Source organism: Brevibacillus sp. FSL K6-6036, from assembly GCF_037964015.1.
In the GTDB taxonomy this organism is placed as follows: domain Bacteria; phylum Bacillota; class Bacilli; order Brevibacillales; family Brevibacillaceae; genus Brevibacillus; species Brevibacillus borstelensis.
Genome location: NZ_CP150173.1, coordinates 4,809,991 through 4,832,758 on the forward strand (window position 1 = coordinate 4,809,991; position 22,768 = coordinate 4,832,758).

18 protein-coding genes and 1 riboswitch are annotated in these 22,768 nt (G+C 53.7%); of the genes, 4 read left to right on the plus strand and 14 right to left on the minus strand.

Features of this window, described 5'->3' with window-relative positions; translation table 11 throughout:
* Positions 1 to 514 precede the first annotated feature (514 nt).
* Positions 515 to 2,233 carry a GMC family oxidoreductase gene (locus tag NST37_RS23545; RefSeq protein WP_031932551.1) on the minus strand — a complete coding sequence of 573 codons (1,719 nt, stop codon included), beginning with the start codon at positions 2,231 to 2,233 and terminating at the stop codon, positions 515 to 517.
* A 14-nt stretch (positions 2,234 to 2,247) separates the two neighbouring features.
* A complete protein-coding gene (locus NST37_RS23550; RefSeq protein ID WP_003388527.1) occupies positions 2,248 to 2,988 on the minus strand; it encodes a gluconate 2-dehydrogenase subunit 3 family protein in 741 nt (246 codons plus the stop codon).
* A gap of 158 nt (positions 2,989 to 3,146) precedes the next feature.
* Here NST37_RS23550 and NST37_RS23555 point away from each other — a divergent pair, with 158 nt between their 5' ends.
* Positions 3,147 to 3,854, plus strand: coding sequence for a hypothetical protein (locus tag NST37_RS23555; protein ID WP_024983719.1), 708 nt, complete (start codon positions 3,147 to 3,149; stop codon positions 3,852 to 3,854).
* A 175-nt stretch (positions 3,855 to 4,029) separates the two neighbouring features.
* On the opposite strand, the gene NST37_RS23560 is transcribed toward NST37_RS23555, so the two are convergent.
* The 6 genes from NST37_RS23560 to NST37_RS23585 form a co-directional block, all read right to left on the minus strand.
* Entirely contained in the window at positions 4,030 to 4,869 is an 840-nt protein-coding gene (locus tag NST37_RS23560; protein ID WP_003388529.1) for an alpha/beta hydrolase, read from the minus strand.
* 55 nt (positions 4,870 to 4,924) lie between these two features.
* Positions 4,925 to 5,713, minus strand: coding sequence for an energy-coupling factor transporter transmembrane component T (locus tag NST37_RS23565; RefSeq protein ID WP_243014096.1), 789 nt, complete (start codon positions 5,711 to 5,713; stop codon positions 4,925 to 4,927).
* On the minus strand, positions 5,694 to 6,530 hold the full coding sequence (locus NST37_RS23570; RefSeq protein ID WP_003388531.1) for an energy-coupling factor ABC transporter ATP-binding protein: 837 nt from the start codon (positions 6,528 to 6,530) through the stop codon (positions 5,694 to 5,696). The genes NST37_RS23565 and NST37_RS23570 overlap by 20 nt, the downstream gene beginning before the upstream one ends.
* Positions 6,527 to 7,372 carry an ATP-binding cassette domain-containing protein gene (locus NST37_RS23575; RefSeq protein WP_311067959.1) on the minus strand — a complete coding sequence of 282 codons (846 nt, stop codon included), beginning with the start codon at positions 7,370 to 7,372 and terminating at the stop codon, positions 6,527 to 6,529. Before NST37_RS23575 ends, NST37_RS23570 begins: the two co-directional genes overlap by 4 nt.
* The gene (locus NST37_RS23580; RefSeq protein ID WP_024983717.1) at positions 7,369 to 7,974 is read right to left on the minus strand and encodes a QueT transporter family protein; all 606 of its coding nucleotides are present in this window, start codon (positions 7,972 to 7,974) and stop codon (positions 7,369 to 7,371) included. The genes NST37_RS23575 and NST37_RS23580 overlap by 4 nt, the downstream gene beginning before the upstream one ends.
* Positions 7,975 to 8,750: 776 nt before the next feature.
* Entirely contained in the window at positions 8,751 to 10,418 is a 1,668-nt protein-coding gene (locus tag NST37_RS23585) for a glutamine--tRNA ligase/YqeY domain fusion protein (protein ID WP_003388535.1), read from the minus strand.
* A gap of 317 nt (positions 10,419 to 10,735) precedes the next feature.
* Here NST37_RS23585 and NST37_RS23590 point away from each other — a divergent pair, with 317 nt between their 5' ends.
* The 3 genes from NST37_RS23590 (at position 10,736) to NST37_RS23600 (ending at position 15,976) form a co-directional block, all read left to right on the plus strand.
* Positions 10,736 to 11,695 carry an MBL fold metallo-hydrolase gene (locus NST37_RS23590; protein WP_003388536.1) on the plus strand — a complete coding sequence of 320 codons (960 nt, stop codon included), beginning with the start codon at positions 10,736 to 10,738 and terminating at the stop codon, positions 11,693 to 11,695.
* Positions 11,696 to 11,909: 214 nt separating this feature from the next.
* A riboswitch (cyclic di-GMP riboswitch) is annotated at positions 11,910 to 11,997 on the plus strand.
* A 250-nt stretch (positions 11,998 to 12,247) separates the two neighbouring features.
* Complete coding sequence (ggt, locus tag NST37_RS23595; RefSeq protein ID WP_227277540.1) at positions 12,248 to 13,873, plus strand: gamma-glutamyltransferase; 1,626 nt, start codon at positions 12,248 to 12,250, stop codon at positions 13,871 to 13,873.
* 108 nt (positions 13,874 to 13,981) lie between these two features.
* Positions 13,982 to 15,976: a methyl-accepting chemotaxis protein gene (locus NST37_RS23600; protein ID WP_003388538.1), complete on the plus strand. Its 1,995-nt coding sequence runs from the start codon at positions 13,982 to 13,984 to the stop codon at positions 15,974 to 15,976.
* 142 nt (positions 15,977 to 16,118) lie between these two features.
* Here the strand turns inward: NST37_RS23600 and NST37_RS23605 are convergent, their stop codons facing one another.
* The 6 genes from NST37_RS23605 to NST37_RS23630 are packed head-to-tail and all read right to left on the minus strand — an operon-like array spanning position 16,119 to position 22,710.
* Complete coding sequence (locus NST37_RS23605; RefSeq protein WP_031932548.1) at positions 16,119 to 17,276, minus strand: GNAT family N-acetyltransferase; 1,158 nt, start codon at positions 17,274 to 17,276, stop codon at positions 16,119 to 16,121.
* Entirely contained in the window at positions 17,266 to 18,618 is a 1,353-nt protein-coding gene (locus NST37_RS23610) for a F390 synthetase-related protein (RefSeq protein WP_003388540.1), read from the minus strand. Before NST37_RS23610 ends, NST37_RS23605 begins: the two co-directional genes overlap by 11 nt.
* Positions 18,609 to 19,457, minus strand: a complete 849-nt coding sequence (locus NST37_RS23615) for an MBL fold metallo-hydrolase (RefSeq protein ID WP_122957974.1) — start codon at positions 19,455 to 19,457, stop codon at positions 18,609 to 18,611. Before NST37_RS23615 ends, NST37_RS23610 begins: the two co-directional genes overlap by 10 nt.
* Positions 19,432 to 20,451 carry an SDR family NAD(P)-dependent oxidoreductase gene (locus tag NST37_RS23620; RefSeq protein ID WP_003388544.1) on the minus strand — a complete coding sequence of 340 codons (1,020 nt, stop codon included), beginning with the start codon at positions 20,449 to 20,451 and terminating at the stop codon, positions 19,432 to 19,434. The genes NST37_RS23615 and NST37_RS23620 overlap by 26 nt, the downstream gene beginning before the upstream one ends.
* Positions 20,448 to 21,725, minus strand: coding sequence for a carbamoylphosphate synthase large subunit (locus tag NST37_RS23625; protein WP_339185938.1), 1,278 nt, complete (start codon positions 21,723 to 21,725; stop codon positions 20,448 to 20,450). Before NST37_RS23625 ends, NST37_RS23620 begins: the two co-directional genes overlap by 4 nt.
* Positions 21,715 to 22,710 (minus strand): beta-ketoacyl-ACP synthase III, encoded by a 996-nt coding sequence (locus NST37_RS23630; protein WP_339186815.1) that lies wholly within the window; start codon positions 22,708 to 22,710, stop codon positions 21,715 to 21,717. Before NST37_RS23630 ends, NST37_RS23625 begins: the two co-directional genes overlap by 11 nt.
* Between the last annotated feature and the right edge of the window lie 58 nt (positions 22,711 to 22,768).

Sequence of the window (22,768 nt, forward strand, 5' to 3'; positions counted from 1 at the left end):
CAACAAATCTACACCCGTTTTTTCGCATTTTCGCTAAACGTTTTAGCAAAACTGACAATCAGTGTGGAGAATGGACTTTGAAAGTGAAGAATGAAGGCTCGGGTGTCTGACTGACTACTGCGTACTCGAGCGTTTGAGTGGGCGCTGCGACCAACTGATAAAACCTAAAAGCTGTAGAGATGAAAACGGAGAAAAACGCGAAGGTCTTTGGGACACCCACCCAGGCTCCATTCCAAAAGCGAAACACGCTTTCAGCGTCCAACCTCTGAGATACCCCCTGAAACCGCTGCTTTTGGACGCGGTTTCGCTTTTGGAATGGAGCCGGACAGTCAATCCCGAGCAAGTGTCCCACCGAACCTGTAGCGTTTTTCTCCGTTTTCATCTCCTTCACGAAAGTCAGGCCCAGGTACGCTAGAGTCCGCCCCAGATGCGTATCATCAAGAAAAAAGAAGGAAGCGCCCAAGACGCCCCCTTCTTCAAACAGCCAGGTCCCTCCATCGAAAGACCAAACCACCTACACAAGCAGCCCTCCGTTGCCTTTCGCGTACTTCGCAATCCCCTCTGCCGCCCGGTAAGCAAGCGCCCCCACAGTATCTGTCGGGTTGTAACCACTGTTGTGGGGGAAAGCCGACGCACCGACCACAAACAAATTTTCCACATCCCACATCTGCAAGTAGTTATTCACGGCAGAAGTGTCAGGCGAGGCACCCATGATAACTCCACCCGTATTGTGAGTGGACTGATACGGGGTAATGTCGTATGGGCCAAGCTCGCGCCTCACATCGATATGGGTCGCTCCCATTTCCTTTAAAATTTGTCCACACTTGTCCGCCGTGAAGGCAGCCAATTGACGGTCCTGCTCTTCAAAGTCAAAGGTAATGCGCATCAACGGATCGCCAAAGACGTCCCGATATGTCGGGTCAAGATCGAGGAAGTGGTGCCTGAAGGGCATGGACGCCCCCTGGGCTCCGACTCCGAGGGCCCTGTTGAAATACTTGAGCGAAGCTGCCTTATATTCCTTGCCCCAGTTCGGCGTACCTGAAGGAACCGGGTTGTTGGCGATCGGACGCTGTCCGGTCTGCGAAAGGCTGATGCTCGCTCCGTGCAGGAACTTCAGATCGGAGTGATCAAAGTTGTCCCCGTTGTAATCGTCCAGCGTCATGCCGAGAGAGCCTGCTCCTGCGTACAGGTTAAACTCCTTCTCTTCAAAGAAGCCTGTCGCTCCCCCGCGGATTACCTGATACGCATAGTTCTTCCCGATTACTCCTCTTCCGGTAGCCGGATCGTACGGACGGCCCAGCTTGGACAAGAGCAAAAGACGGGCGTTGTTGAACACGTAGCTGGTCAACACGACAATGTCCGCCGGCTGTTCGAATTCCTCTCCGGTCGTCACGTCTGTGTAGAGAACACCTGTCGCCTTGTTGCCGGTATGTAAAATTCTCCGTACATGGGAATGCGTCCGGATCTCAAACTTGCCCGTCTTTTTCGCCACAGGAATCACGGTTACGACCGGGTCGGCTTTGGCTCCGTACTCACAGCCAAACCGCTCGCAATATCCGCAATATTGGCAGGCGGCCCGCGATACTCCATCCGGGTTCGTATACTGCTGCGACAAGTTGGCCGAAGGCATCATGTAGGGGTGAAGCTTCAGCTTTTTAGCCGCTTCGGCAAACATTTTCATGGCCGGTGTCTGCTTCATCGGCGGTGTGGGGTATGGACTTGATCGTTTTCCGGCCAGCGGATTTTCCTCACCGGAGATCCCGCAGAGTTTTTCAAAACGGTCGTAGTACGGCTCCAACTGATCATAGGTGATGCCCCAATCCTGGATGGTCATGCCTTCGGGAATTTTCTTCTCGCCGTACCGCTCAATCGTCTTGCTGCGAATCTCGAAATCATACGGCAAAAAGCGGAAGGTCTGTCCATTCCAGTGGACACCGGCACCGCCCAATCCCGTCCCCAGCAAGAAGGAACCGTAGCTCCGCATCGGCAGCGCTCTGATCCTCGTATTGCTTCGGAAAGTAATCGTTTCCTTGGATAAATCCTGCATCAGCTCGTAGCGGAGAGCGTAGCGCAGCTCGTCGTGGACCATGAAATAGTCCTCCGTTTTTCGCTCTTTCCCTCGCTCCAAACCTACTACAGTCATGCCTTGCTTCGTCAATTCCGAGGCGATGATTCCTCCGCCCCAACCAACTCCGACAATCACGACATCTACCTTGGGCAGTCTTCTGGGCATGTCCGATCCCCCTCTTATCCGTGCTGATGGTCACGCAAGCTTTTTGGTTCCATTTTGACAAATTGGTCTTGCTCGATTACCTGGGTATAAGCCATCTGGTTCCCCGGGTAATTTTTCAGCCTCCAGCCGTCCATGTTTTTGTTGCCGCCGTAAAGCGGATCAGCGTAGACGCCCTCCATCGTGCTGGCACGCAGCATCTTGAAGAAGCCGCTGGCAGAGATGGTGGTCAACTTCACTTCGTCCGCTTCAAAGGCTTTTAATACAGCATCTTGCTGATCTGCCTCCAATTCGTAGAAACGCTTCCCGTATTTCGTTGTACTGTAGTTGTTCATTTCCTGAATCCCGATATCAAAAATTTCCCGCCTTCTGAGCCGGCCTTGATATCCTTGGGTAGCTTCACCGGGATAAAAAGGGCCTTGCATATAATCGCGGGCATTGAATCCCCAATCCCCTGCCAGTTGGTGGTCGATAAAATAAGCTGCACCAAGGGTTCTGGCTCCGGGGCCGTTCTCATCCTCAGGGAAAATCCTCTCTGTCGCCGCATCAACCACCCGGAATTGCTCCGGTGAAAAATACATCAGAGCCTGATTGAAGTCGGCCGGTGCAGGAGCTGCCGCAGGTGGGGGCGGGGCCTGTGTCCTGAGCAAGCTGCCCGCAACGCCGCCTACTACCAGACCGCCCAGAACCAAACCGGAGTTTTTCAAGAATTTCCTTCTTGAAACGGCTTGCTCTTGTCCTTCGTTTGTCTGTGCCAAAGCTACCACCTCCTGAATGTATATCTTTTATGTGTGCAATTCTTCGGCAAAATAACCATTTTCTCCAAAAAAATTTCCAACTGCGGACATCAATAAATAGGCAATAATCGGCAAATCATATCGGGTAGCTGGCAAACACTAATCTGGAGGGATTTTGGATGCGGATACGAAAAATGATCAGCGGGATCGGTGTCATTTGCCTTTTGACTGCGTGTACAAACCAGGCGACACCGAATCAAGGAGGGCAAAACCAAGGAGCAGCGAACCAGGGAGCGCAAACCCAGTCCATGCATCAGCAGGCTGCTCCCGGACACGACCACACGACTGTCATTCCCAGTGTTGACCGCGACAAGAAGCTGACCACCAATCAGTACGGAGCAACAAACAGCGGCATGGGGACAGCCACCTACAGCATGATGGGCAGCTCCGGCTTAAACGACGGCGGACCTTCGTCGAATCTGGAGGCTCGTCTGGCCGCTGCGGGAGTCAACGGAGTCAATGTTCTGGTCGTTCATGACTGCGTCTTCCTCGCTCCGGCAGACGGAAAAACCCTTTCCACCAACTCTATGGACGAGACACAAAACCACCTGCTAAGCCCCTATGAAGGAAGCTCCTACCGCGGACCTTCGCGGCCGACGGACAAAATCGGTACGATGGGCGCAAGCGCTCAAGCACAAACGCTGTCCAAAGCCAAGGATCAAATCGAACGCATTTACGGCGGGGGCGTAGAGATCCGGACTGTCACCAACCCGCAAGCGATAGCCGCCATGGATCGGATCAAGCAAGCGACAAGGCCGGGAAAAGAAAGCGCCAATATCGGGGATGACCTGGCTCTCCTGTTCCGCTCCGGTTCCAAACAGCCGTAAGGGCGGCTTGTGAAAGAAGCTCGGCTTCGTCAAGCTATCGGGGACGGCATCGCGCCCCAAGAACTCCAGCTTCGCTATGTGCTCCGGCGCGATCAGCCTTTATTGCTATGCGTTCCGGTCGTACACATGCAAAAGGGACAGGCTGATCTGGCAACCCAGTCAGCCTGTCCCTTTTCTAGTGGACAAACGATATGATTCTCTCCACCGTCTCTCGCGGGTGGGTAAGCATGAGCAAATGCTGTGCATGGGGAATTTTTTCGCATACAGCACGCGGAACCTTTTGTCTGTATTCGGCTGCTGCCCTCTGAAAAAAACGCTGCTGCTCCCCGTCGGACAGCGTCATCTCGTCTGCGAGCAGCAGCAATACCGGGCATTTCAGCGAGGCAAACAAGGCTTCCTTGTCAAATGCGGCATATGCCCGAAAGTAGCCGTCAAACGCTTCCCGCGGCAGCCTGTAGCCATAAGCGCCGTCTTCCTTTTGCTCCAGCTCGCTCTCCGGCAAGGACGACGGAATGCCGCCCTTTCCATAACGGGCGATATAGGACTCCCTCGCTGCAGCTATCGAAGGAAAGCGGGTTTCTGCCAGTCTGTCTACTGTGGACGCTCTGTCAAAGCCGGGCATCTCTCGCAGGCTATAGAAGCCGCCGTCCAGCAAAATCAAGTGTGTGACTCGTTCCGGGAAGGCTGCCGCAAACATTTGTGCCGGGACCGCCGAGAAAGAGGCGGCAACGATGGCCGCTTGTTCCACTTCCTCCGTATCCAGCAGGGTACGGATATCCTCAGCCAGCTGTTCAAATGTATAGGGCCCCTCTTTGACCGACTCTCCGTGTCCGCGCAGATCAACCGCAATCACCCGGCAACGCTTCGCCAGCTCCGGAAGGATGTGGTCAAATAATCGACTGGTGTTGCGAATCGCATGAAGCAGCAGAAGAGCAGGAGCCTCTGGTCTCCCTGCGACCGTATACGCCAGAACAAGTCCGTTTTTCACCAGCTGCTTTCTTTGTTGTCCGGCCATGATTCCCCTACCTTCCGTAATGTTTCAAACCCGGCACTTCCGCATTTTGTGCAAATCAAATCCTCCCGGGTATCAACACGCCCAAATGTTCAGGATGAATGCGGGCGAAGTAAAGCAATACGGCAACGACAACAAAACCGCAAGCCAGTACGACGAGCTCTTTGGATTTCCATTTGGGCATTCGGTAAAAGCGATGCTGGCGATTTCTCATCCGGAACCCTTTCGCGTCCAGCGCATTGGCGATCAACTGCACGCGCTTGAGCGAGCTGAAAATGAGCGGAACCAGAACGAAGCCATACTTTCGCATCCTCTCCGGAATGCTTCCTTCACTGAGCTGCAGGCCCCGCACCATCTGGGCTTCCCGGATCGTGACAAGGTCATGCTTGACGAGAGGGATAAAACGAAAAATCAGCGAGAGCAAATAACTGACGGAAAATGGAACACCGATCCCCTTCAGTCCCATCGCCATTTCCCGGGGACTGGTTGAAAACAGGTAATACATCGACAGCAGAGCCACGTTTGCCAGCCTTAGTCCCATGCCTAATGCCCACAGGACACCTACGTCCGTCACTTGGATCGGATAATTGACCAAAGGGATCCTGCTGCTCCAATACGGATGGCCGATGCTGGTAAACGGCAGCCACGTGATCGCCGCAAACACGGCCCCGATTCCCCCGATCAACAGGTAGCCCTTCAACATCGATCGGCTCCACCCCAGCTTGGCGATCAACAAGGCATTGATCAACAAAACGACTGCGAGAAATCGCGGGTCTTGAAACAGAAACGGCAACGTCCCCAGCAAGATAAACGACAGCAGTACAAAACTAGGATGAGCGTGTTTCATGCAGCATTCTCTCCTCTGTCACCCGCACCTTAGCCTGCTCCAGTGTGAGCGGTACAGGCTCGCTCCAGCCTGCGGCAACGCCGAAACGATAAACTGCAGGGGCCTCCACCTGGGCTTTCATCAGCACTTCCTGTCGGGCAAAAACCTCTTGTGGCGTCCCGTCGCACAGCAGCCTCCCCTGATGCATGACCAGCACGCGCAAGGCGTATTCTGCCACCAGCTTCATGTCATGGGTCACGACGATGATCGTATGGCCGGCCTGGTGCAGCTTTCGCAACAGCGCCATGATATCCCGCACGCCGCGGTAGTCCAGCCCTGTCGTCGGCTCATCCAGCACGATCGCCTCCGGCTTCATCGCCAAAATAGAGGCCACCGCAATCTTTTGCCGGGTCCCTTTGCTCGAAAAATACGGCTCGGCTGAGCGCATCTGCTCAAGTCCCACAGCAGCCAGAGCTTCTGTGACGCGCTGTTCTATCTCAGTCTGCGGCAGCCCCAGGTTTTTCGGCCCGAAAGCGACTTCTTCGAAAATGGTTGATTGAAAAATCTGATGATCAGGATTTTGGTAGCAGTACGTCACGGTGCGAGACAGCTCAGCAACCGATTGTTCACGCGTATCTCTTCCTTTTACTGTGACTGTCCCGCTCGTCGGTTTGTACAGACCGTTGCAATGCTTGGCCAGCGTCGTTTTCCCGGAGCCATTTCCGCCGATAATGGCGATGAGTTCGCCTCGATCCACGTTCAGGGAAACATCCTTGAGCACCTGCTTGTCAGCTTCATAGCCAAATGAGACGTTCTCAAAACGGATCAAGCTGCTCATGTCTCATCCCTCCTGCCGCTTATGCGAGCTTCGCGGTACCACTCGGCCAACTCATCCACATGGAGCGGCACCCCGTATTTGTTCGCGGTGATGACGCCTGTCCGGCACATCTGCAAATACAACTGTATGACATCGGGGACGAGAATTCCGTGCTTCTCAAGCTCCTCCACCTTGCCAAAAAACGGACGTACGGGCAAATCGAGTTCAATCCGCCCGTCCGCCAAGAGCAAAATGCGATCGCAAAATTGAGCCAATTCCTCTGTCGCGTGGGAAGAGACGACTATCGTGATTTCCTGCTCCCGCTTTAGCTGTGAAAGCAGTTGAAACACTTCCCTAGCTCCTTTTGGGTCCAGCTCGGAGGTAGGCTCATCCAAAAGCAAGATTCGGGGTTGATGGGCCAATGCCGAAGCGATGGCCACCCGTTGCTTCTCTCCTCCGGATAATTCAAAGGGAGAGCGGAGAGCAAAGCCTTCCAGACCGACCAGCTTGAGGACTTCACCAATCCGCTGCTCGATTTCCTCATCCGCTTGCCCGCTGTTTTCCAAACTAAAGGCGATCTCTTCCTCTACCGTAAGGCCGATAAACTGTGTCTCCGGGTCTTGAAAGACGATGCCCAACTCCCCGGTGACCCGGCGTTCGCCGGAAAACTGCCCGGAATAATTGCGCGGTACCAGCCCGGCCAAAGCCAAAAGAAGCGTTGTTTTGCCCGCGGCAGAGGGGCCGACGATTCCCACCACTTCGCCCGGATAGAGGGAAAGATTGATGTCGGATAGCGCATGCTTGGCGCTATCCTCGTACTGCCAACGAACGTTCTCCAAACGGAGCAGCGGCTGACCGGTCACGGACGAAGCCCGCCTTCTTCAATGGAAAGCAGTCCATTGCCGTGTGCTCGTCCCCGGTACAAGCCTGCCCGCTTCACAAACGGATACAGCAGCTTTAGCAGAACTGGCCCCAGTATTGCCGTCGATACTGCCTGATTCAAAAAGACGGTCGGAATAAACAAGGTTGCGATGGCCATCGGCGTAAAGCCAAGCGCCACATTGATCAAAATCGAGCAGGCCACCACTGCAGAGGCAATCAATACAACAAATATGTAATATTGCAAGATGCTGCGCCCTGTTTTCAAGGCCGGATGACTCACAGCCAAATATCCGATCAATCCTCCTAAAAAGTTGCCGATGAAGCCGACGATGACTGCATGCGGCGGTGTGCCTCCCGTCAGCAGATCGCTGGCCACGTTTCCAAATGCTAGACCCAGGCAGCCGGGAATGCCAAACAAAATGCCGAAAACAGGCTGCAGCGCATTCGCCGGTCGAAGCGGTACGGATGGAGCTAATTTGATGTTAGCGAGCATAATCAAGGCGACCGCGTACAAGGCCGCCGTGACGACGATCAGGACAAAGTCGACAGTCGTCCACTTTCGCCGAAAGAGAGACGTTCCCATCTCTAGTAACCTCCTTTATCTATGAAAACGGTTTACATGATCATGATGCTAGTTTACCCCTCCGCGCTGACTCTCGCAATGGCTTGAACAGGTTTATAGATGGACTTGGGTACAGCAAATCTTCTTTAATCTGCTAGGGCCATTTTGATAAGAACGTCAGATGGATACCGAGGGTAGCGATAGTAGTTTTTTAGAATGAGCGTTGCTCGGGCTTTGGGAGGAGGAGATGAAACAGGAGAAAAACGCTCCAGGTTCGGTGGGACACTTGCCGTGGGTAATCCTGGCCGGCTTCGTTCCAAAAGTGGAACCGCGTCCAAAAGCAGCCCGTTCGCAGAAGCCTCTCAGAGGTTGGACGCTAAAAGCGTGTTCCACTTTTGGAACGAAGCCTGGGTATGTGTCCCAAAGACCTTCGCGTTTTTCTCCTGTTTCATCTCTACAGCTTTTGTTTTCTCCCCGAGATACCCGAAAGAACCCGCGACGACAGAGAAGCATATTTCCAGGCGGAGCGACTAGCGGAGTCCAGCCCAGCGGAACAACGAAATCGCGGGAATCAGGAGCGTAACTCTGATTGGGCTTCGGAACGGCTGCTGCTTTTACGCTCCCCCGCGAATCGTTGTAGAGCGGACAGTCTCGGCTCCCTTGCGGACGCAGACCGGAGCGCATCCTGGAAATATGCTTCTCTCACTGCAGCCACGTTCCTAATCCTATGTAGCCAATAAAAAAAGCTGTTGAACGCCTCAATGAGACTTCAACAGCTTTCTGCTTTGCATTCTCTGTTATCCCTGCTGCTTCGGCAGTTCAAACGAGCTCTTCAAGGAAACAATCCGGTTGAACACCAGCTTGTCTTCTGTCGTATATTTCGGGTCGACATTAAAGTATCCGTGACGGAAGAATTGGTATTTGTCGTGGGGCTTGGTCTCTTTCATGTTAGGCTCCACGTATCCGTTCACGATCTCCAAAGAGTTTGGATTGATATTGTCAAGGAACGTGGTTCCTTCCTCCTGATCATCCAAAATCAGCGGTTCATACAGGCGGAACTCCGCAGGGAGCGCATGCTTGGCGTCTACCCAGTGGATCGTTCCTTTTACTTTGCGACCGGTAAAGCCGCTGCCGCTCTTCGTTTCAGGGTCATACGTACAGTGGATTTCGACGACATTGCCTTGCTCATCCTTGATCACGTCCGTGCACTTGATGAAGTACGCGTGCTTGAGCCGTACTTCATTTCCCGGGAACAGGCGGAAATACTTGCTCGGCGGGTTCTCCATGAAGTCGTCCTGCTCAATGTAGATTTCGCGGGAGAATGGAATTTGTCTGGTTCCCATTTCCGGATTTTCCGGGTTGATCTCCGCATCCAGCAGCTCGACCTGGTCTTCCGGATAATTGGTGATGACCACTTTCAGCGGGCGCAGTACAGCCATCGTCCGCGGCGCTTTCAGCTTCAGGTCCTCGCGGATGAAGTGCTCCAGCATTTTTTCATCCACGGTGCTGTTGCTTCTGGCCACACCGATTTCCCGGGCAAATGTACGGATGGACTCAGGAGTAAAGCCGCGGCGGCGAAGTCCCGAAATGGTAGGCATGCGCGGATCATCCCATCCGTCTACTACCTGTTCGTCGACCAACTGTTTCAGCTTCCGTTTGCTCATTACCGTATTGGTCAGGTTCAACCGGGCAAATTCGTATTGTCTCGGCACGTTTTCCATTTCACATTCGCGGACAACCCAGTCGTACAGCGGGCGATGATCCTCGAACTCAAGCGAACAGAGAGAGTGGGTTACGCCCTCGATAGCGTCCTCCAGCGGGTGTGCATAATCATACATCGGGTAGATGCACCATTTGTCTCCCGTGTTGTGGTGGGTAGCATGCGAAATCCGGTACAAAATCGGGTCACGCAGGTTGATATTGGGGGAGCTCATGTCGATTTTGGCGCGCAACACCTTTTCGCCGTCCTTAAACTCGCCGTTGCGCATCCGCTGGAACAAATCCAGGTTTTCTTCCACCGACCGGTCGCGGTAAGGGCTGTTTGTACCCGGCTCCGTCAAGGTCCCTCTGGTTTGGCGGATTTCTTCCGGGGACAGATCACATACGTAAGCCAGTCCTTTTTTTATCAACAGAACGGCGCGATTGTACATTTCCTCAAAATAATCCGATGCAAAGAACAGTCCGTCCCACTCAAAGCCAAGCCATTGTACGTCTTCCTTGATCGCTTCTACGTACTCCGTGTCTTCTTTCACCGGGTTGGTGTCGTCAAAACGAAGATTGGCTCTGCCATTGAATTCCTTTGCCAGTTCAAAATTAAGGCAAATCGCTTTGGCATGTCCGATGTGCAAATACCCGTTTGGCTCCGGAGGAAAGCGGGTAACGATTTCCCCGACTCGGCCCTCTCGCAGGTCTTCCAGGACAATGTTGCGGATAAAGTTGGATGATGATGCCGATTTATTTTCCACAGAAATTCAACCTTTCCCTTCACCTTTACATTCCATAATACTGATTCCCCGGCGATAGTTCAACAAATTCGCCTGGCTTCTGATGTTGGGCCGATGCATCATCGTTATCAGTCACCCCTTGGCCAACCGGCTTGTAGCAAGAATCACCTTCTCTGGACCAGGCGCTTTTACAAACCGCCCTTCAGAGGGTTTTTACTATCATAAGCAGGAGAGCCCCCGTGGGTGTTCACACGATGTATATAAATTGAAGTTGTTTCCAAAAGATTCCCATTTTATCCTACAGGCAGAAACATATTTTATGATTGGGGTGATCTGTTGTGAGTGTGCTTGAAAAAATCAATACACAATCCTCCTTTTTTACATTGGCAGAAATTGTGGAAGGTGTTTTTGCCGCCGTTATCAAAGCAGGCACAGGAGCCATGGGCAATGCCGCCATCGTCGATCTGGGCGATCGGACGGTCGTTTTTGACACCATGTACACGCCCAAGGCAGGGCTTGCACTGCGAGAAGCAGCCGAGCAATTGCTTGGACGCCCTGTATCGTTGGTTATCAATTCCCATTTCCACTTTGACCATGTGGGCGGCAACCAAGTCTTTTCCGATGCCATTATCCTCTCCACAGAAACCACCAAAAATCTCATGCTCGAGCGTTGTACAAGCCTCGTCCAATTCGCAAAGCAGCACCCCGAATACCCTGACAAGGTTCGCCAATCTTTGGAAGCCGAATCAGATCCGGAAAAGCAAAAGGAGCTTCGCACCGACCTCGGAGACATTCTCGCCCTTGACGCTGCACTGCCTACGTTCTCCGCGACCCCTGCCTCCCTGACATTTTCTGATTCTGTCACGCTCCACGGCTCGAAGCGAACTGCCGTACTGACCGCCAAAGGAAACGGACACAGCACATGCGACTCTGTCCTGTACCTGCCCGAAGACCGCGTTCTTCTGGCCGGCGACCTGCTTTTTGTGCAAAATCATCCCAGTATGCAGACAGGAAATCTTTCCCACTGGGTCTCCGTTTTGAAGGCTTGGAAAGACCTGCCCATTTCGGCAGCAGTCGGCGGCCACGGCCCGGTCGGAGACCATCAAACTGTGGATAGCTGTCTTCACTATTTGGAAGCTTTGTGGGACCAAGCCAAGCATCTGGCCGAGAACGGCTCCACACCCGAAGCCATCGAAGCAATCCCCATACCCGAACCATATGCCTCCTGGAGCTATCCCAGCCTCTTTGCTCGCAACCTTCAACAGCTTAGCCAGCAGATCTTAGCCGTTTCGGAGTAAGAAAGAGAAACGGAAGACGGATATGCATCTGTTTGAAAAAAATAAATAAATTTTTCACTAAAGTACTAGTCCAATATTACCGAATATAGGTAATGGATAGATATTTTTTGCATCTATGGAATCAGATTCAATCTTACGAATCTTTTCCCATATGTACAATTTTTCATATGTACTAAGTTTCACAAATTGCGTTCACTATCTTATTTCACATTGATATCGATAATGGCAAACCCGGGGAAATCCGGCGACGCAAAGCTACAGGGGCTACCTCCAGCAAATGGACAAGCCAGCCAGCTGCCGAAGTATTGATGTAGGACCAAAGACCAATGATCCTATGTCATTGGTCTTTTTGTGTTGTTATGCAAAGGAGGTGATGCCAATCGATTTTGACCCGAACCGTTCAACCTTTCATGCTTCGACCGTACACAACAAGGAGGATGGAAAGTGAAAAAGTCAATCTGGAAGAAACTCTCTGTTTTAGCGCTGACCGCGACGATCGGTCTGTCCAGCTTCACAACTGCCGCAGTGGAGGCGGCAAATCGCCCCACAACAATGTCGCCAAACGGCATGGTTACGGCTCCTCACTACCTGGCTACAGCCGCAGCTCTCAAAACACTCGAGGAGGGCGGAAACGCAGTCGATGCCGCGATTGCCGCCGCGTCTACGCTCGCCGTTGTTTACCCGCACTACACGTCGATTGGCGGCGACAACTTCTGGCTGATCTACAATGCAAAGACGAAAGAAGTAAGAGCGCTGAACGGAAGCGGTCGAGCTGGTGAAAAGGCAACGATCGAATATTACAAAAAGAAAGGCTACGAAAAAATTCCTTCCCGCGGGTACGAGTCCGCCAACACGGTCCCTGGTGTCGTTTCCGGTTGGTGGGAAGCGTACAACTACGCACACAAGGAATTGGCTGGAGATAGCAAGCTGAAATGGGACAGACTGTTGGAGCCGGCGATTGGATATGCGGAAAAAGGCTATCCGGTCTCTCCCAACCAAGTGTACTGGACCAAATACGCGATCGATCCGACAGACAACGATCTGAAAAATCTGCAGCGCTTTGAAGGGTTCCGCAAGACCTACCTGAAAGCGAACGGCGAGCCGTACCAGGCCGGCGAAATCCTCAAGCAGGAGGATCTGGCGAAAACGTTGAAAGTGATCGCCAAAAAAGGCGCAGACGGTTTTTACAAAGGCGAGATCGCCGAAAAAATCGTAAAAGACATGCAGGCAAACGGCGGTTTGCTGACTCTGAAAGACTTTGAAAAGCACACGTCCACCTGGGCTGATCCGATCACCGTCGACTATCGCGGATACCAAGCCTACAACGTACCGCCCAACTCTCAAGGCATGGCCTCATTGTCGATTCTGAACATATTGAACAACATTGACCTGAAGAGCATGGGCGAAGGCACGCCGGATTACTACCACGCTATCGTGGAAGCGACGAAGCAAGCGTTTGCCGACCGCGACAAATGGCTGACAGACCCTGAGTTTGTTGACATTCCGGTAGACGAGCTGCTGTCCAAGCAGCACGGCAAAGACCTTGCTGCCCGGATTGACATGAAGCAGGCTGCCAAAACCGTAGAACCGCTCGATCCCAAGGGCGACACTACCTGGCTCGGTGTAGTCGACAAGTACGGCAATGCCGTTTCCATGATCCAGAGCCACTACTTCGATTGGGGCTCGGGCGTCGTCGCGAAGGACACTGGTGTTCTCTTGCAAAACCGTGGAAGCTACTTCTCTCTGGACCCGAATCATATCAACCACCTGGAGCCAGGCAAGCGCACCTTCCACACGATCAACCCGGCTATGCTCTTGAAAGACAACAAGCCTTACCTGCTGTACGGTACACAGGGCGGTGAGGGGCAGCCGCAGACACAAGCCGCTCTCGTCACGCGCATTATCGACTTCGGATTCACGGTTCAAGACGCGATTGAAGCACCGAGATGGCTGCATGGCCGCAACTGGGGCTCCTCCTCCAACAATCTGAAGGTAGAGAGCCGCATTCCGCAGGAAGTCCTCGACGAGCTGGTAAAACGCGGTCATCCGGTTGAGAAGCTGGAAGCCGCTTATACCGATGCGATGGGTCAATCCGGTGCCATTCTGATCGATCCGAAAAGCAACATCAAGTTTGGCGGTGCAGACCCGCGCGGCGAAGGGGCTGCCATGGGCTATTGATTTATAATACGTGCAGACTGCTGGGATTATCTCAGCAGTCTGCATTTCCAGCTTTATACTCTGTCCCTTCCGGATTCCCAGCATGAATTATGAAAGGATGCTGCAACGATGCGTCTGTTCAGCAAGCTTCGGAATAAAATCATTATCTGGTTTTTGCTTGTGGCCGTACTCCCCTTGATCGCCTGCTCTTATCTGGTACTGACCGAAAGCACCAGAATTTTGATCGACAAGCAAAAGGATTCCTTTGTTCATTTGACGGAGTCGACTGCAAACGCCATGGACCAATGGCTGGACAGGAGACTGTCGGAAGTAATGATTCTGGCACGATCCTCGGACATCCAATCCTTTGACAATGAAGCAAAGAACAAGTTCATTCGCAAATTTACGAACGAAATCAAAATCTTTGACGGAAATACATTTATTTCCCCGGACGGGAAGGTAACAGCGGACACGTTTGAAGGCAGCGTAGGGATCAACCTGGCGGAGCGTCCGTTCTTCAAACTCGGCATGGAGGGAAAAACCAGCTACTCTGACATGCTGATCGCAAAAACGACCGGAAATCGGTCGATTGTAGTCGCTTCTCCCGTTGTGAGCAATGCCGGAGAAAAACTCGGCGTACTGACCGGGCTTGTAAACGTGGATTCGTTCACCTCGACCTTTTTGGACAATGTACAACTGGGTGAAGGCGGTTACCCGATTTTGGTCGATAACCAAGGACTGATCCAGGTACACCCCAACCCCGACCTGATCGGCAAAACCATTGAGGAAGCAGCTCTCCCTGAAGGCTTGAGCAGCATTCTCAAAAATAACGCACCCGAATCGGGCTCCTTTACGTATCTGGACGGCGGTACCGAATACGTCGTTACGTACGCTTCTATCCCCAAGACTCATTACAGCCTGTTTTTCCACATCCCGATCGAGTCCATCACCTCTGAGGTAACAGCGCTGACACTGAATGTGATGTTGATTGTAGGTATCGTAGCAGCCATCGTCATTGCAGCCGCCTACTTTGTGTCTCGTCAAATCAGCCGTCCCATCGTTGAGGTTGCCGCCGTGGCCAGCCGAATTTCCGATGGCGATCTGGCGGTAGATCCGCTGGCCATCAGAAGCCGGGATGAAGTAGGGCAGCTCTCCGAGTCAGTCAACCATATGGTAGGCAATCTGAGGTCAATCATCGAACAGGTAAACACAGCAGCCGAAGAGCTCGCTTCCTCTGCAGAGGAGCTGTCGGCCAATGCCGAGGAGACCAGCAAGGCAACGGAACAGATCGCCTCTTCGATTCAGGAGGTGGCATACGGAGCGGAACAGCAGGTACAAAGCGTGGCGGAAAGTGTAGGAGCCATCAATGAAGTCTCAACGGGCATTCAGCAGATAGCCGTTAACGCACAAAATGCAGCTGACTCTGCCGTGACTGCTTCGGAAATTGCTGTCGGCGGCAACAAGGCGATCGACACGGTCATGAGCCAGATGCAGTTGATTCACAGCACAGTAAACGAGATCGCCGGCATCGTCAAACGCCTCGGAGACAGCTCACAGGAAATCGGACAGATCGTCCAGGTGATTACCGACATCGCCCAACAGACAAACCTGTTGTCACTCAATGCTGCAATCGAGGCAGCAAGAGCAGGAGAGCAGGGAAGAGGCTTTGCCGTGGTCGCTGACGAGGTGCGGAAGCTGGCCGAGGAATCGGCGAAATCAGCCCAGCAGATTGAACAACTGATCACAACGATTCAGACCGAATCCCATACCGCCGTGCTTTCCATGGAAAAAGGAACGAAGGAAGTGGCACTCGGTATTGAAGTGGTTAACGAGGCTGGCAGCTCATTCGTTCAGATCAGCGAATCCGTCGCTCAGGTCGCCAGCAAGATTCAGGAAGTGCAGGCCTATTCCCAGCAAATGACGGCAAGCACGGAACAAGCCGTCTATTTGATCGAGCAAATATCCAAGGTGGCAGAAAACTCGGCAGACGGTACACAAAACGTTTCCGCCGCAACCGAAGAACAACTGGCTGCTGTCGAGCAGGTCTCTTCTTCTGCCGAATCACTCGCGAGGGTTGCCGAGAAGCTGCAGGACCAAGTCCGGAAGTTTACCCTGTATCGGTAACGCGGAACATCCGATTGTCCGGCATGCACGCTGTTCGTTTGTCTTTGGCAAATCCCTTGCCCGCAAAAAAAGAGCACGGTATCGATAGACATAAACCGATACCGTGCTGACTTGAATGGTTTCCAAGCTGTCTTTTTGTCCGTTACCACTTGTACTTTTTCGCCATGCCGATGACAGCGCGATCGAGGATCGCAGCCAAGGCTCTCCAGATCATCTGTCGCCGGTAAGGAAGATGCTTTATATACACTGCCGTATACTCCGCAGTACCCTCTGCCCCGCGATCCGCTTTGAACGCCCCGACTCCGGCGCTTTGATGAAGCAAGAGGCCCTTTTGTTCCGCCTCCGACACCAAAAGGCTGGAGAGCATCCGGTACAGCCCCAGTTTTTTGGGAAGAGCGGTATCGTACCCGAACAGGGGAGTGGTCATCATGCCGTTTCGCTGAAAATAACCGAGAATCCCGTCCAATCTGCCTTCCTTTTCCAGACCAATCAAGGTCAGTATCTGCCTGTGCAGCGCCAGTCGGACAAAGGCCGGCGTCAATTGCGGATTCAGTTGGGAGTATTTGTCCAGGTAAAGCGCTTGGTAAAGTGCGGCGATCCTCTCTGCATGCTCCTCCCCAAGCTCCTCGTGCCGAAGGATGCGATAACCGCTTTTCTTCAGCATATCCCGGTCCCGCTTTAACGTATTGCGAACGCGCCAGCCCTTTTCATTAGCCTGTTTGGGGTCAAACAGGTACACATACCGACTCGGCACCATCACATATCCGCTCCGCTCCAGGCCGGTCCATGCCTCCGGACAGACGATTGGACTTACGGATCGAAAAGCCACGGCGTGGTCCGGAAACCTCCTGGTCAGGAAGCTGGTGATTTCCCGGACCTGTTCAGCCGTCAACGGGTGATACAGATTGGTGGACAGAAGCCAATTGTTCACGAACACAATCCGATTCACACGGCTAAGCTTCATCAGGGCACCTGCCCCGGACAACAACGGCCCGCCGAGAGAAGCTATCATGGAAGACGTGACCAGCTTCATTTCCTCGCGGGCATAGCTGATGTAGTGTGTATAGGGCGAGCATACGTATGAGTTGTCGTACTCCTCGTCATTGACAGTTACAGGCAGTACGAGATCATCGATGACAAGCGCCCCCATCCGCGTGCGGACATTAGACATGTACGCCGGGACAGAATCGAGAATCAGCGGCTCCAGATAGGCGCGGGCATACTCTCCGTCCTTCATCCTCTCCCAGGCAAGCTCTGCCAAATCCGTTTTCTCATACAGGCGGACGCGTTCAGCGTTCATCAGGTTGGAACATCCTTTCCACGCGCCGGAGCTTCCTTCCCCGCTCCGGTGGTTGATAAGGAGAAAAAACGATTTCGGGCCCTGCGTACCCCTGCCTCTCTATTTCCCGCTGCAGCTTCCGACGGACGTCCTCTTCCACATCCTCCCGCCGATATCCCGACGAAATGACAAGCGAGACTTCTACGTGCTCGGGACTTTTTTGACGGACGATGTACTCCTCAATTCCCTGTGACGCAGTCATCACTGCCCGGCGGACAAAATCAGGGAAAAAGGGGCGGAGCCCCTCGCCTCTTTCAGCAGAACCATCAGCGCCTTTGGCAGATGGAAAATAGAAAATGTCATCTGCCCGTCCCTCGATCTGTTCGAGAGCCAAAAACACGGAGCCGCAGGGACAAGGGTCCTTCCGTTCCGTCAAGATGTCGTTCAAACGGTATCGGATCATCGGCTGCGTGTACCGGGAAAAGTCGGTAATAATCGGATGGAACCGGGTTTTTTCCTCGTCCAGATACTCCTTTTCCATTACCAGGATGTCCTCGTTTACATGCAGAGTGCCATGCGAGCAGGTCGCCGCCAGGAAGCCTTCCGTACATTGGTAGATCTGGTGGACGGGCCCGCCGAATGCCTCGCGGATCACCTCTTCATCGATCGGGTCCAGCACCTCCGCTACGGAGATAACCTTGCCTGGCCGGATATCAAGGGAGCCTTCCTGCTTGGCGACGGCCAGCAACCGAAGCATGGAGGGAGGCGCTACCAGTATCGTCGGCTGGTATTGCTGCAGATGGGCAATATGCGCTTCCAGCGAAAGAAGCAGGTCGAAAAAGGCGAATTGCAGCCGTTTCCGTTTTACCGATGTATACAAATTGCTGTTGGCCCGCAGAAAAAAGGCGACCCGCTGCTTCTCCCAGAGCGGCCCCGGCAATGCCTTCGCCAGTATGGCACCGGCCCATCTGACCCGCTCATCCGGCCCGACCAGGAAAATACCGCGGCTGCCGCTGGTTCCTGACGATAGCCCAACCGTAACCTCTCCGATTTTCGGGGTAAAATCCCGTGTCTCCTCGGCCTCCTCCGCAATCCGAAGCGCTTCGTCACGCTTGATTCCAGCCGTGTTCAGAAGATCAAAATGCTCCATCATCTCCCGCTTTTCAATCGGAGAGATCGTTTTCCAACCGTGCAAAGGATCGCTCCCGATTCGCTCGCGGTAAAAAGGCGAACGGGGCAAAACGTAGCGGAGCAGCTTCTGGACCTGCTTCTCCTGCCAGCAGGCAAGCTCCTGGCGGGTGTGAAACCGCTTGGCCAGCCGCCTGGTCTGGATGTACTGCCAGAGGGTACCGATCAGCTCCATGCAAATTCCCCCTTGCTCAGCTCATGTACTTCTGGACAATGCGTAGGCAGGATGTACAGCTCCGGCCAGCTCCGGTGAAGCTCATGGAGGCGCCTCAGATTCCGCAAATAGGAAGCAGCGTCCGCCTTGATCAGGTGTGCAACAGGATGTGGTGGCCGATGCTTCCGGTACGCCTCGCTGGACCAGGCCGCATCCGCGCAAAGAAAGATGTCGCGGTCCTGCGTGTCGCGCAGGAAAAGGCCGAACTGTCCTTTGGCGTGTCCGCTCAAATCGATTGCCAGCAGGCTTTTGTCTGCAAACGGATCGTACGCTTCCTCAAACGGATGGTACTCCCCGGACAAGCGTATCTTTGGACCATCGTCAATGAAAATGGCACGCTCCTCAAAGTCTTCCGGCATCAGCTCCGGCAAAAATCCCCTTCTGACGGCGGCGATTCCTTTAAGTCCCTTGACCTCCTCATAAGCCGAACGGAAACAGTACAGCCGGGCCCCCGGAAAATCGTGCAAGCCGGCAATATGATCCGCATGGAAATGCGAAATGAAGATGCCAGTGACCTGTTCCGGTCCAATCCCTTTGCTTGCCAGCTGTTCCTTCACACACTGGCTCCGCTCAGTAAAGACCGGAGTCGCTTTGGCGTAAAGAGAATAGGGAAAACGTGCGGCTGCTGTAAAAAAATGAGGGGCGTACCCGGTGTCAAACAACAGCAAGCCGTGGTCCGGATGATGCATGCACCCTGCCACAGCGTGAAACCGGATCGATTGGAATCGCCCTCCGCCAAGCGAGATGGCCTCCAACTGCCGGCAAAAGCCCGTATCAAGCAGGGTCAGTGTTACGTTCATGCTCTTGTCGCCACCAATTCGCAAAGATTTCGATTCCTTCTTGCAAGCCGACCCGCGGCTCGTACCCCAGCTCTTCCCGGGCTCGGGTAATATCCAGCGTCTGACTTTTCGCCAAGACACCCACCGTGTAACGAGTCAGCATCGGCTCTCTGTAGGCGAGCAGCGTGCGGGACAGCAGCTCCAGTACGGACGCAATGCCGTACGCTTGCCTATAGGAGACCTCCTTGCTATTAAGCGGCATGTCCAGCTTGGCAAAGACCGACTTCAGGACATCGATGAGCATGACCGGCTCTCCATTCGTGATGTTGTACACCTTTCCCAGCGTTTTTTCGGAAGAATCCATGCACAAAAGAAGCGCATCCACCACGTTGTCCACATACGTCAGGTCGATGACGGCCCGGCCTCCCTCAATAATGGGCACAAACCGATTTTTGTTGGCCCGGATCAGTCTGGGCAGGATTGCATTGTCCCCGGGTCCAAACAATGCCCTCGGGCGGATCGTAATCGTCGCCAGGCCATTTTCAAAGGCGTTGTCGACTTCCCGCTCGGCGAGGAACTTCGTCTCGGCATACTCATTGGCAAAGCGCTGCGGCAGCGGATCCGATTCCTTAATGCCCAGCCTGTCTTCAAAAGCGAAATACAAGCTCGGAGTCGAAACGTGTATCAATCGCTCTACATTGTGCTGCCGGCAGCCTTCGATCACATGGCGTGTGCCTTCCACATTGGCGGCGTACATATCGCGGTACCTTCCCCACGGTGAAGAAAACGCCGCCGCATGGATCACAATCTGCTTCCCGTAGCAGACGTCCCGAACGGCCTTTTGATCCGTGATGTCGGTGCAGACAAAGCGGATTCCTTCCTTTTGCAATGCCTCGCCCACCCGTTTGTTCCGGCCCAGCACCGTTACCTCTGCGCCCTGCTCATGAAGCCTTCGCGCCAGCTTCTGTCCCAAAAAACCGGTGCCGCCCGTCACCAGTACACGTCTGTTTTTCATTCGTCACCATTCCATTCAATATCGCTTGTGGAGCACTCGATCATGCTCATCCCGGTCTTTCTTTTCATATCTGCCAATATCCACAGCAAACGCAGCTGCTCAAAGGCGGGGAGGGGGTCGCTCCAGCGAAACACAACATCCCGCGACTTCAGGAACTCCCCCAGCCAGCGCCTTCCTTCTCTCCAACTGCGAAGGGAAGGCAGTCCGTAGAAGAGCATAGCCATCGACAACGCTGCCGATGCATTCGCGGAAGGCACAACTACAGGCTGTTTCTCCGCTTGCACCGGGAGAGTCGCTCGTTCCGGCTTTTCCAAAGCCTCGTTATTGTCGTTTCCGTCATGTTCCCCGCCAGCTCCGCGACCACCAAAAAACGCCTCTGCCGCCTCCCTTTTTCCCCTGAAGAGGTGGATACCGCTGGTCAGGCGCGGGTTGCATTCGATTGGGTACAGCTCCCCTGTGCGTGTCTCGATAAAATCAAAGGCGATCTGCCCGGTAAAACGGCGGAGCCCGACCATCTTTTCGACAAACGTTCGCACTCCGGGATGGTCCGCAAAGCTGAAAGAAATAGACGCCCCCTGCCCGGCCGTGAACGTCGTGGCATAATCGGCGTACAAGGCAAGGCGGCCTTCCCTGGCTACCGCATAGCTGCACAGCTGCCTGCCCGCGATGAACTCCTGCGCGAGCCATGTTTCTCCCTCTCTTATAGCAGGGAGTTCGCTCGCTGTATACCAATCCTTTCTTGGCGAAGAGCGGCGCAAGATATGGACACGGGAAGAAAACCGGGAAAAAGCAGGCTTCAACACGACGCTTTTTCCCGGTTCGACATCTTGGAGAGCTTCCAGCAGCCCGGCAGCCGATATAACCGATCTCGTCTGCGGGACGGAAAAACCGGCTTGCTCCGCCAGCCTGACAAACGCTGCTTTATCATGCCAGATGCGCAGTTCTTCAAGGCTTTCCACAAACGGTTCCACATAATGACGGAGACGCTCTCTGCCCTTTGCGACGAAAAAAACTTCCTCGCATGTCGGGACGAGCAGGTCTGCTTTTTCCCTTTCTGCAATGCGGCAAAGCTCTTCGATATATTCTTTTTCCTGCTGTCGGGGAGGGGGCACGAGGTAAGAACGGGCAACCGCTCGGGATACCCGGCACAGGTGAGCGGGCAAGCTCTCCGCCACCACAACGCAGTGTCCCGCCTCGTCAAACAGCCGAGCCAGCTCCAGGGTAGCCGGTGCTCTTCCCCCTGTCAGCAGGATCGTCTTCCTCTCAGTATTCAAGCAAAACCCCTCCCAGGGACAGCCCTGCTGATGTTCCTAGCAGAAGCAGCAAGTCCCCGCGGGCCACTTTTTTCTCCTGGATCGCTTCGTGCAATGCCATAGGAATAGAGGCAGCGATCACATTTCCGTGATTTTCAATAATATTGATCATCTGGCCCGGCGCAAGCCCCAGCTTTTGTGCCATGATGCGCATCGCCATACCGCTGGCCTGATGAGGGACGACCGCCTTGATTTCGGAAAGGGAGATAGTCGTGTTGGACAACAACCTCTCGATAAAGCCCTCAAGAAGCTGGGAGGTCATCCGAAACAGCTTGCGTCCATCCATGTCAAACATAAAGTCGCTCTCATTTCCATTTCCGTACTCGCTGGGATGAATCAAGGTCCCGCCGCCGCGAATCTCGGAGTAATGCGCTCCTTTGCTGTACGTCTCCATCCGGGAGCAGAGAATCCGGGAAGAAGAACCGTCCGGCGCAAGTCCGATGACAGCCGCCGCTGCCCCGTCTCCAAACAGGATACTGCTCTCCTTTTGCTCCCAGTTCAACCCTACTGAAGAAATTTCAGTAGAGACTATCAAAACCCGCTTATACACGCCAGCAGCCATCGCAGCCGACATCACATCCAGCGCTGTGACAAAGCTGAGGCATGTGGAATTGATATCAAAGCAAGGGACGCCGGAGTCCGACTCCCCCAGTTCTTCCTGAAGAAGCGCTGCCGTGCAAGGAATCTCCTGCTGAGCCGTCCCGCTGGCGCAAACCAGACAATCGATGTCAGCAAACGTAAGGCCTGCATTCTGAAGCGCTTGGGTAGCTGCGGCGGCTCCCATTTGCGTGGCTGTTTCATCTGTTACAAAATGCCGAACCCGCACCCCCGATTTCTTTTCCACCCATCCAGCCGGCAATCCCAGCTTTTGGTCCAGTTGCTCCGCCGTCACTTGTCGCTTGGGCAAATATTTGCCTGTCCCCAGTATTCTAACCGGTCTCTCCATCATTCGTTTGTCTCCCCTTGATGCTGCCTCTTTTTGCATTCGCATCATCATTTTACCA

Coding starts and splice junctions, on each gene's coding strand:
- NST37_RS23545 (WP_031932551.1), bottom strand. CDS start 2,233: ATGCCCAGAAGACTGCCCAAGGTAGATGTCGTGATTGTCGGAGTTGGT.
- NST37_RS23555 (WP_024983719.1), top strand. CDS start 3,147: ATGCGGATACGAAAAATGATCAGCGGGATCGGTGTCATTTGCCTTTTG.
- NST37_RS23560 (WP_003388529.1), bottom strand. CDS start 4,869: ATGGCCGGACAACAAAGAAAGCAGCTGGTGAAAAACGGACTTGTTCTG.
- NST37_RS23565 (WP_243014096.1), bottom strand. CDS start 5,713: ATGAAACACGCTCATCCTAGTTTTGTACTGCTGTCGTTTATCTTGCTG.
- NST37_RS23570 (WP_003388531.1), bottom strand. CDS start 6,530: ATGAGCAGCTTGATCCGTTTTGAGAACGTCTCATTTGGCTATGAAGCT.
- NST37_RS23580 (WP_024983717.1), bottom strand. CDS start 7,974: ATGGGAACGTCTCTCTTTCGGCGAAAGTGGACGACTGTCGACTTTGTC.
- ggt (WP_227277540.1), top strand. CDS start 12,248: ATGTCGCCAAACGGCATGGTTACGGCTCCTCACTACCTGGCTACAGCC.
- NST37_RS23600 (WP_003388538.1), top strand. CDS start 13,982: ATGCGTCTGTTCAGCAAGCTTCGGAATAAAATCATTATCTGGTTTTTG.
- NST37_RS23605 (WP_031932548.1), bottom strand. CDS start 17,276: ATGAACGCTGAACGCGTCCGCCTGTATGAGAAAACGGATTTGGCAGAG.
- NST37_RS23610 (WP_003388540.1), bottom strand. CDS start 18,618: ATGGAGCTGATCGGTACCCTCTGGCAGTACATCCAGACCAGGCGGCTG.
- NST37_RS23615 (WP_122957974.1), bottom strand. CDS start 19,457: ATGAACGTAACACTGACCCTGCTTGATACGGGCTTTTGCCGGCAGTTG.
- NST37_RS23620 (WP_003388544.1), bottom strand. CDS start 20,451: ATGAAAAACAGACGTGTACTGGTGACGGGCGGCACCGGTTTTTTGGGA.
- NST37_RS23630 (WP_339186815.1), bottom strand. CDS start 22,710: ATGGAGAGACCGGTTAGAATACTGGGGACAGGCAAATATTTGCCCAAG.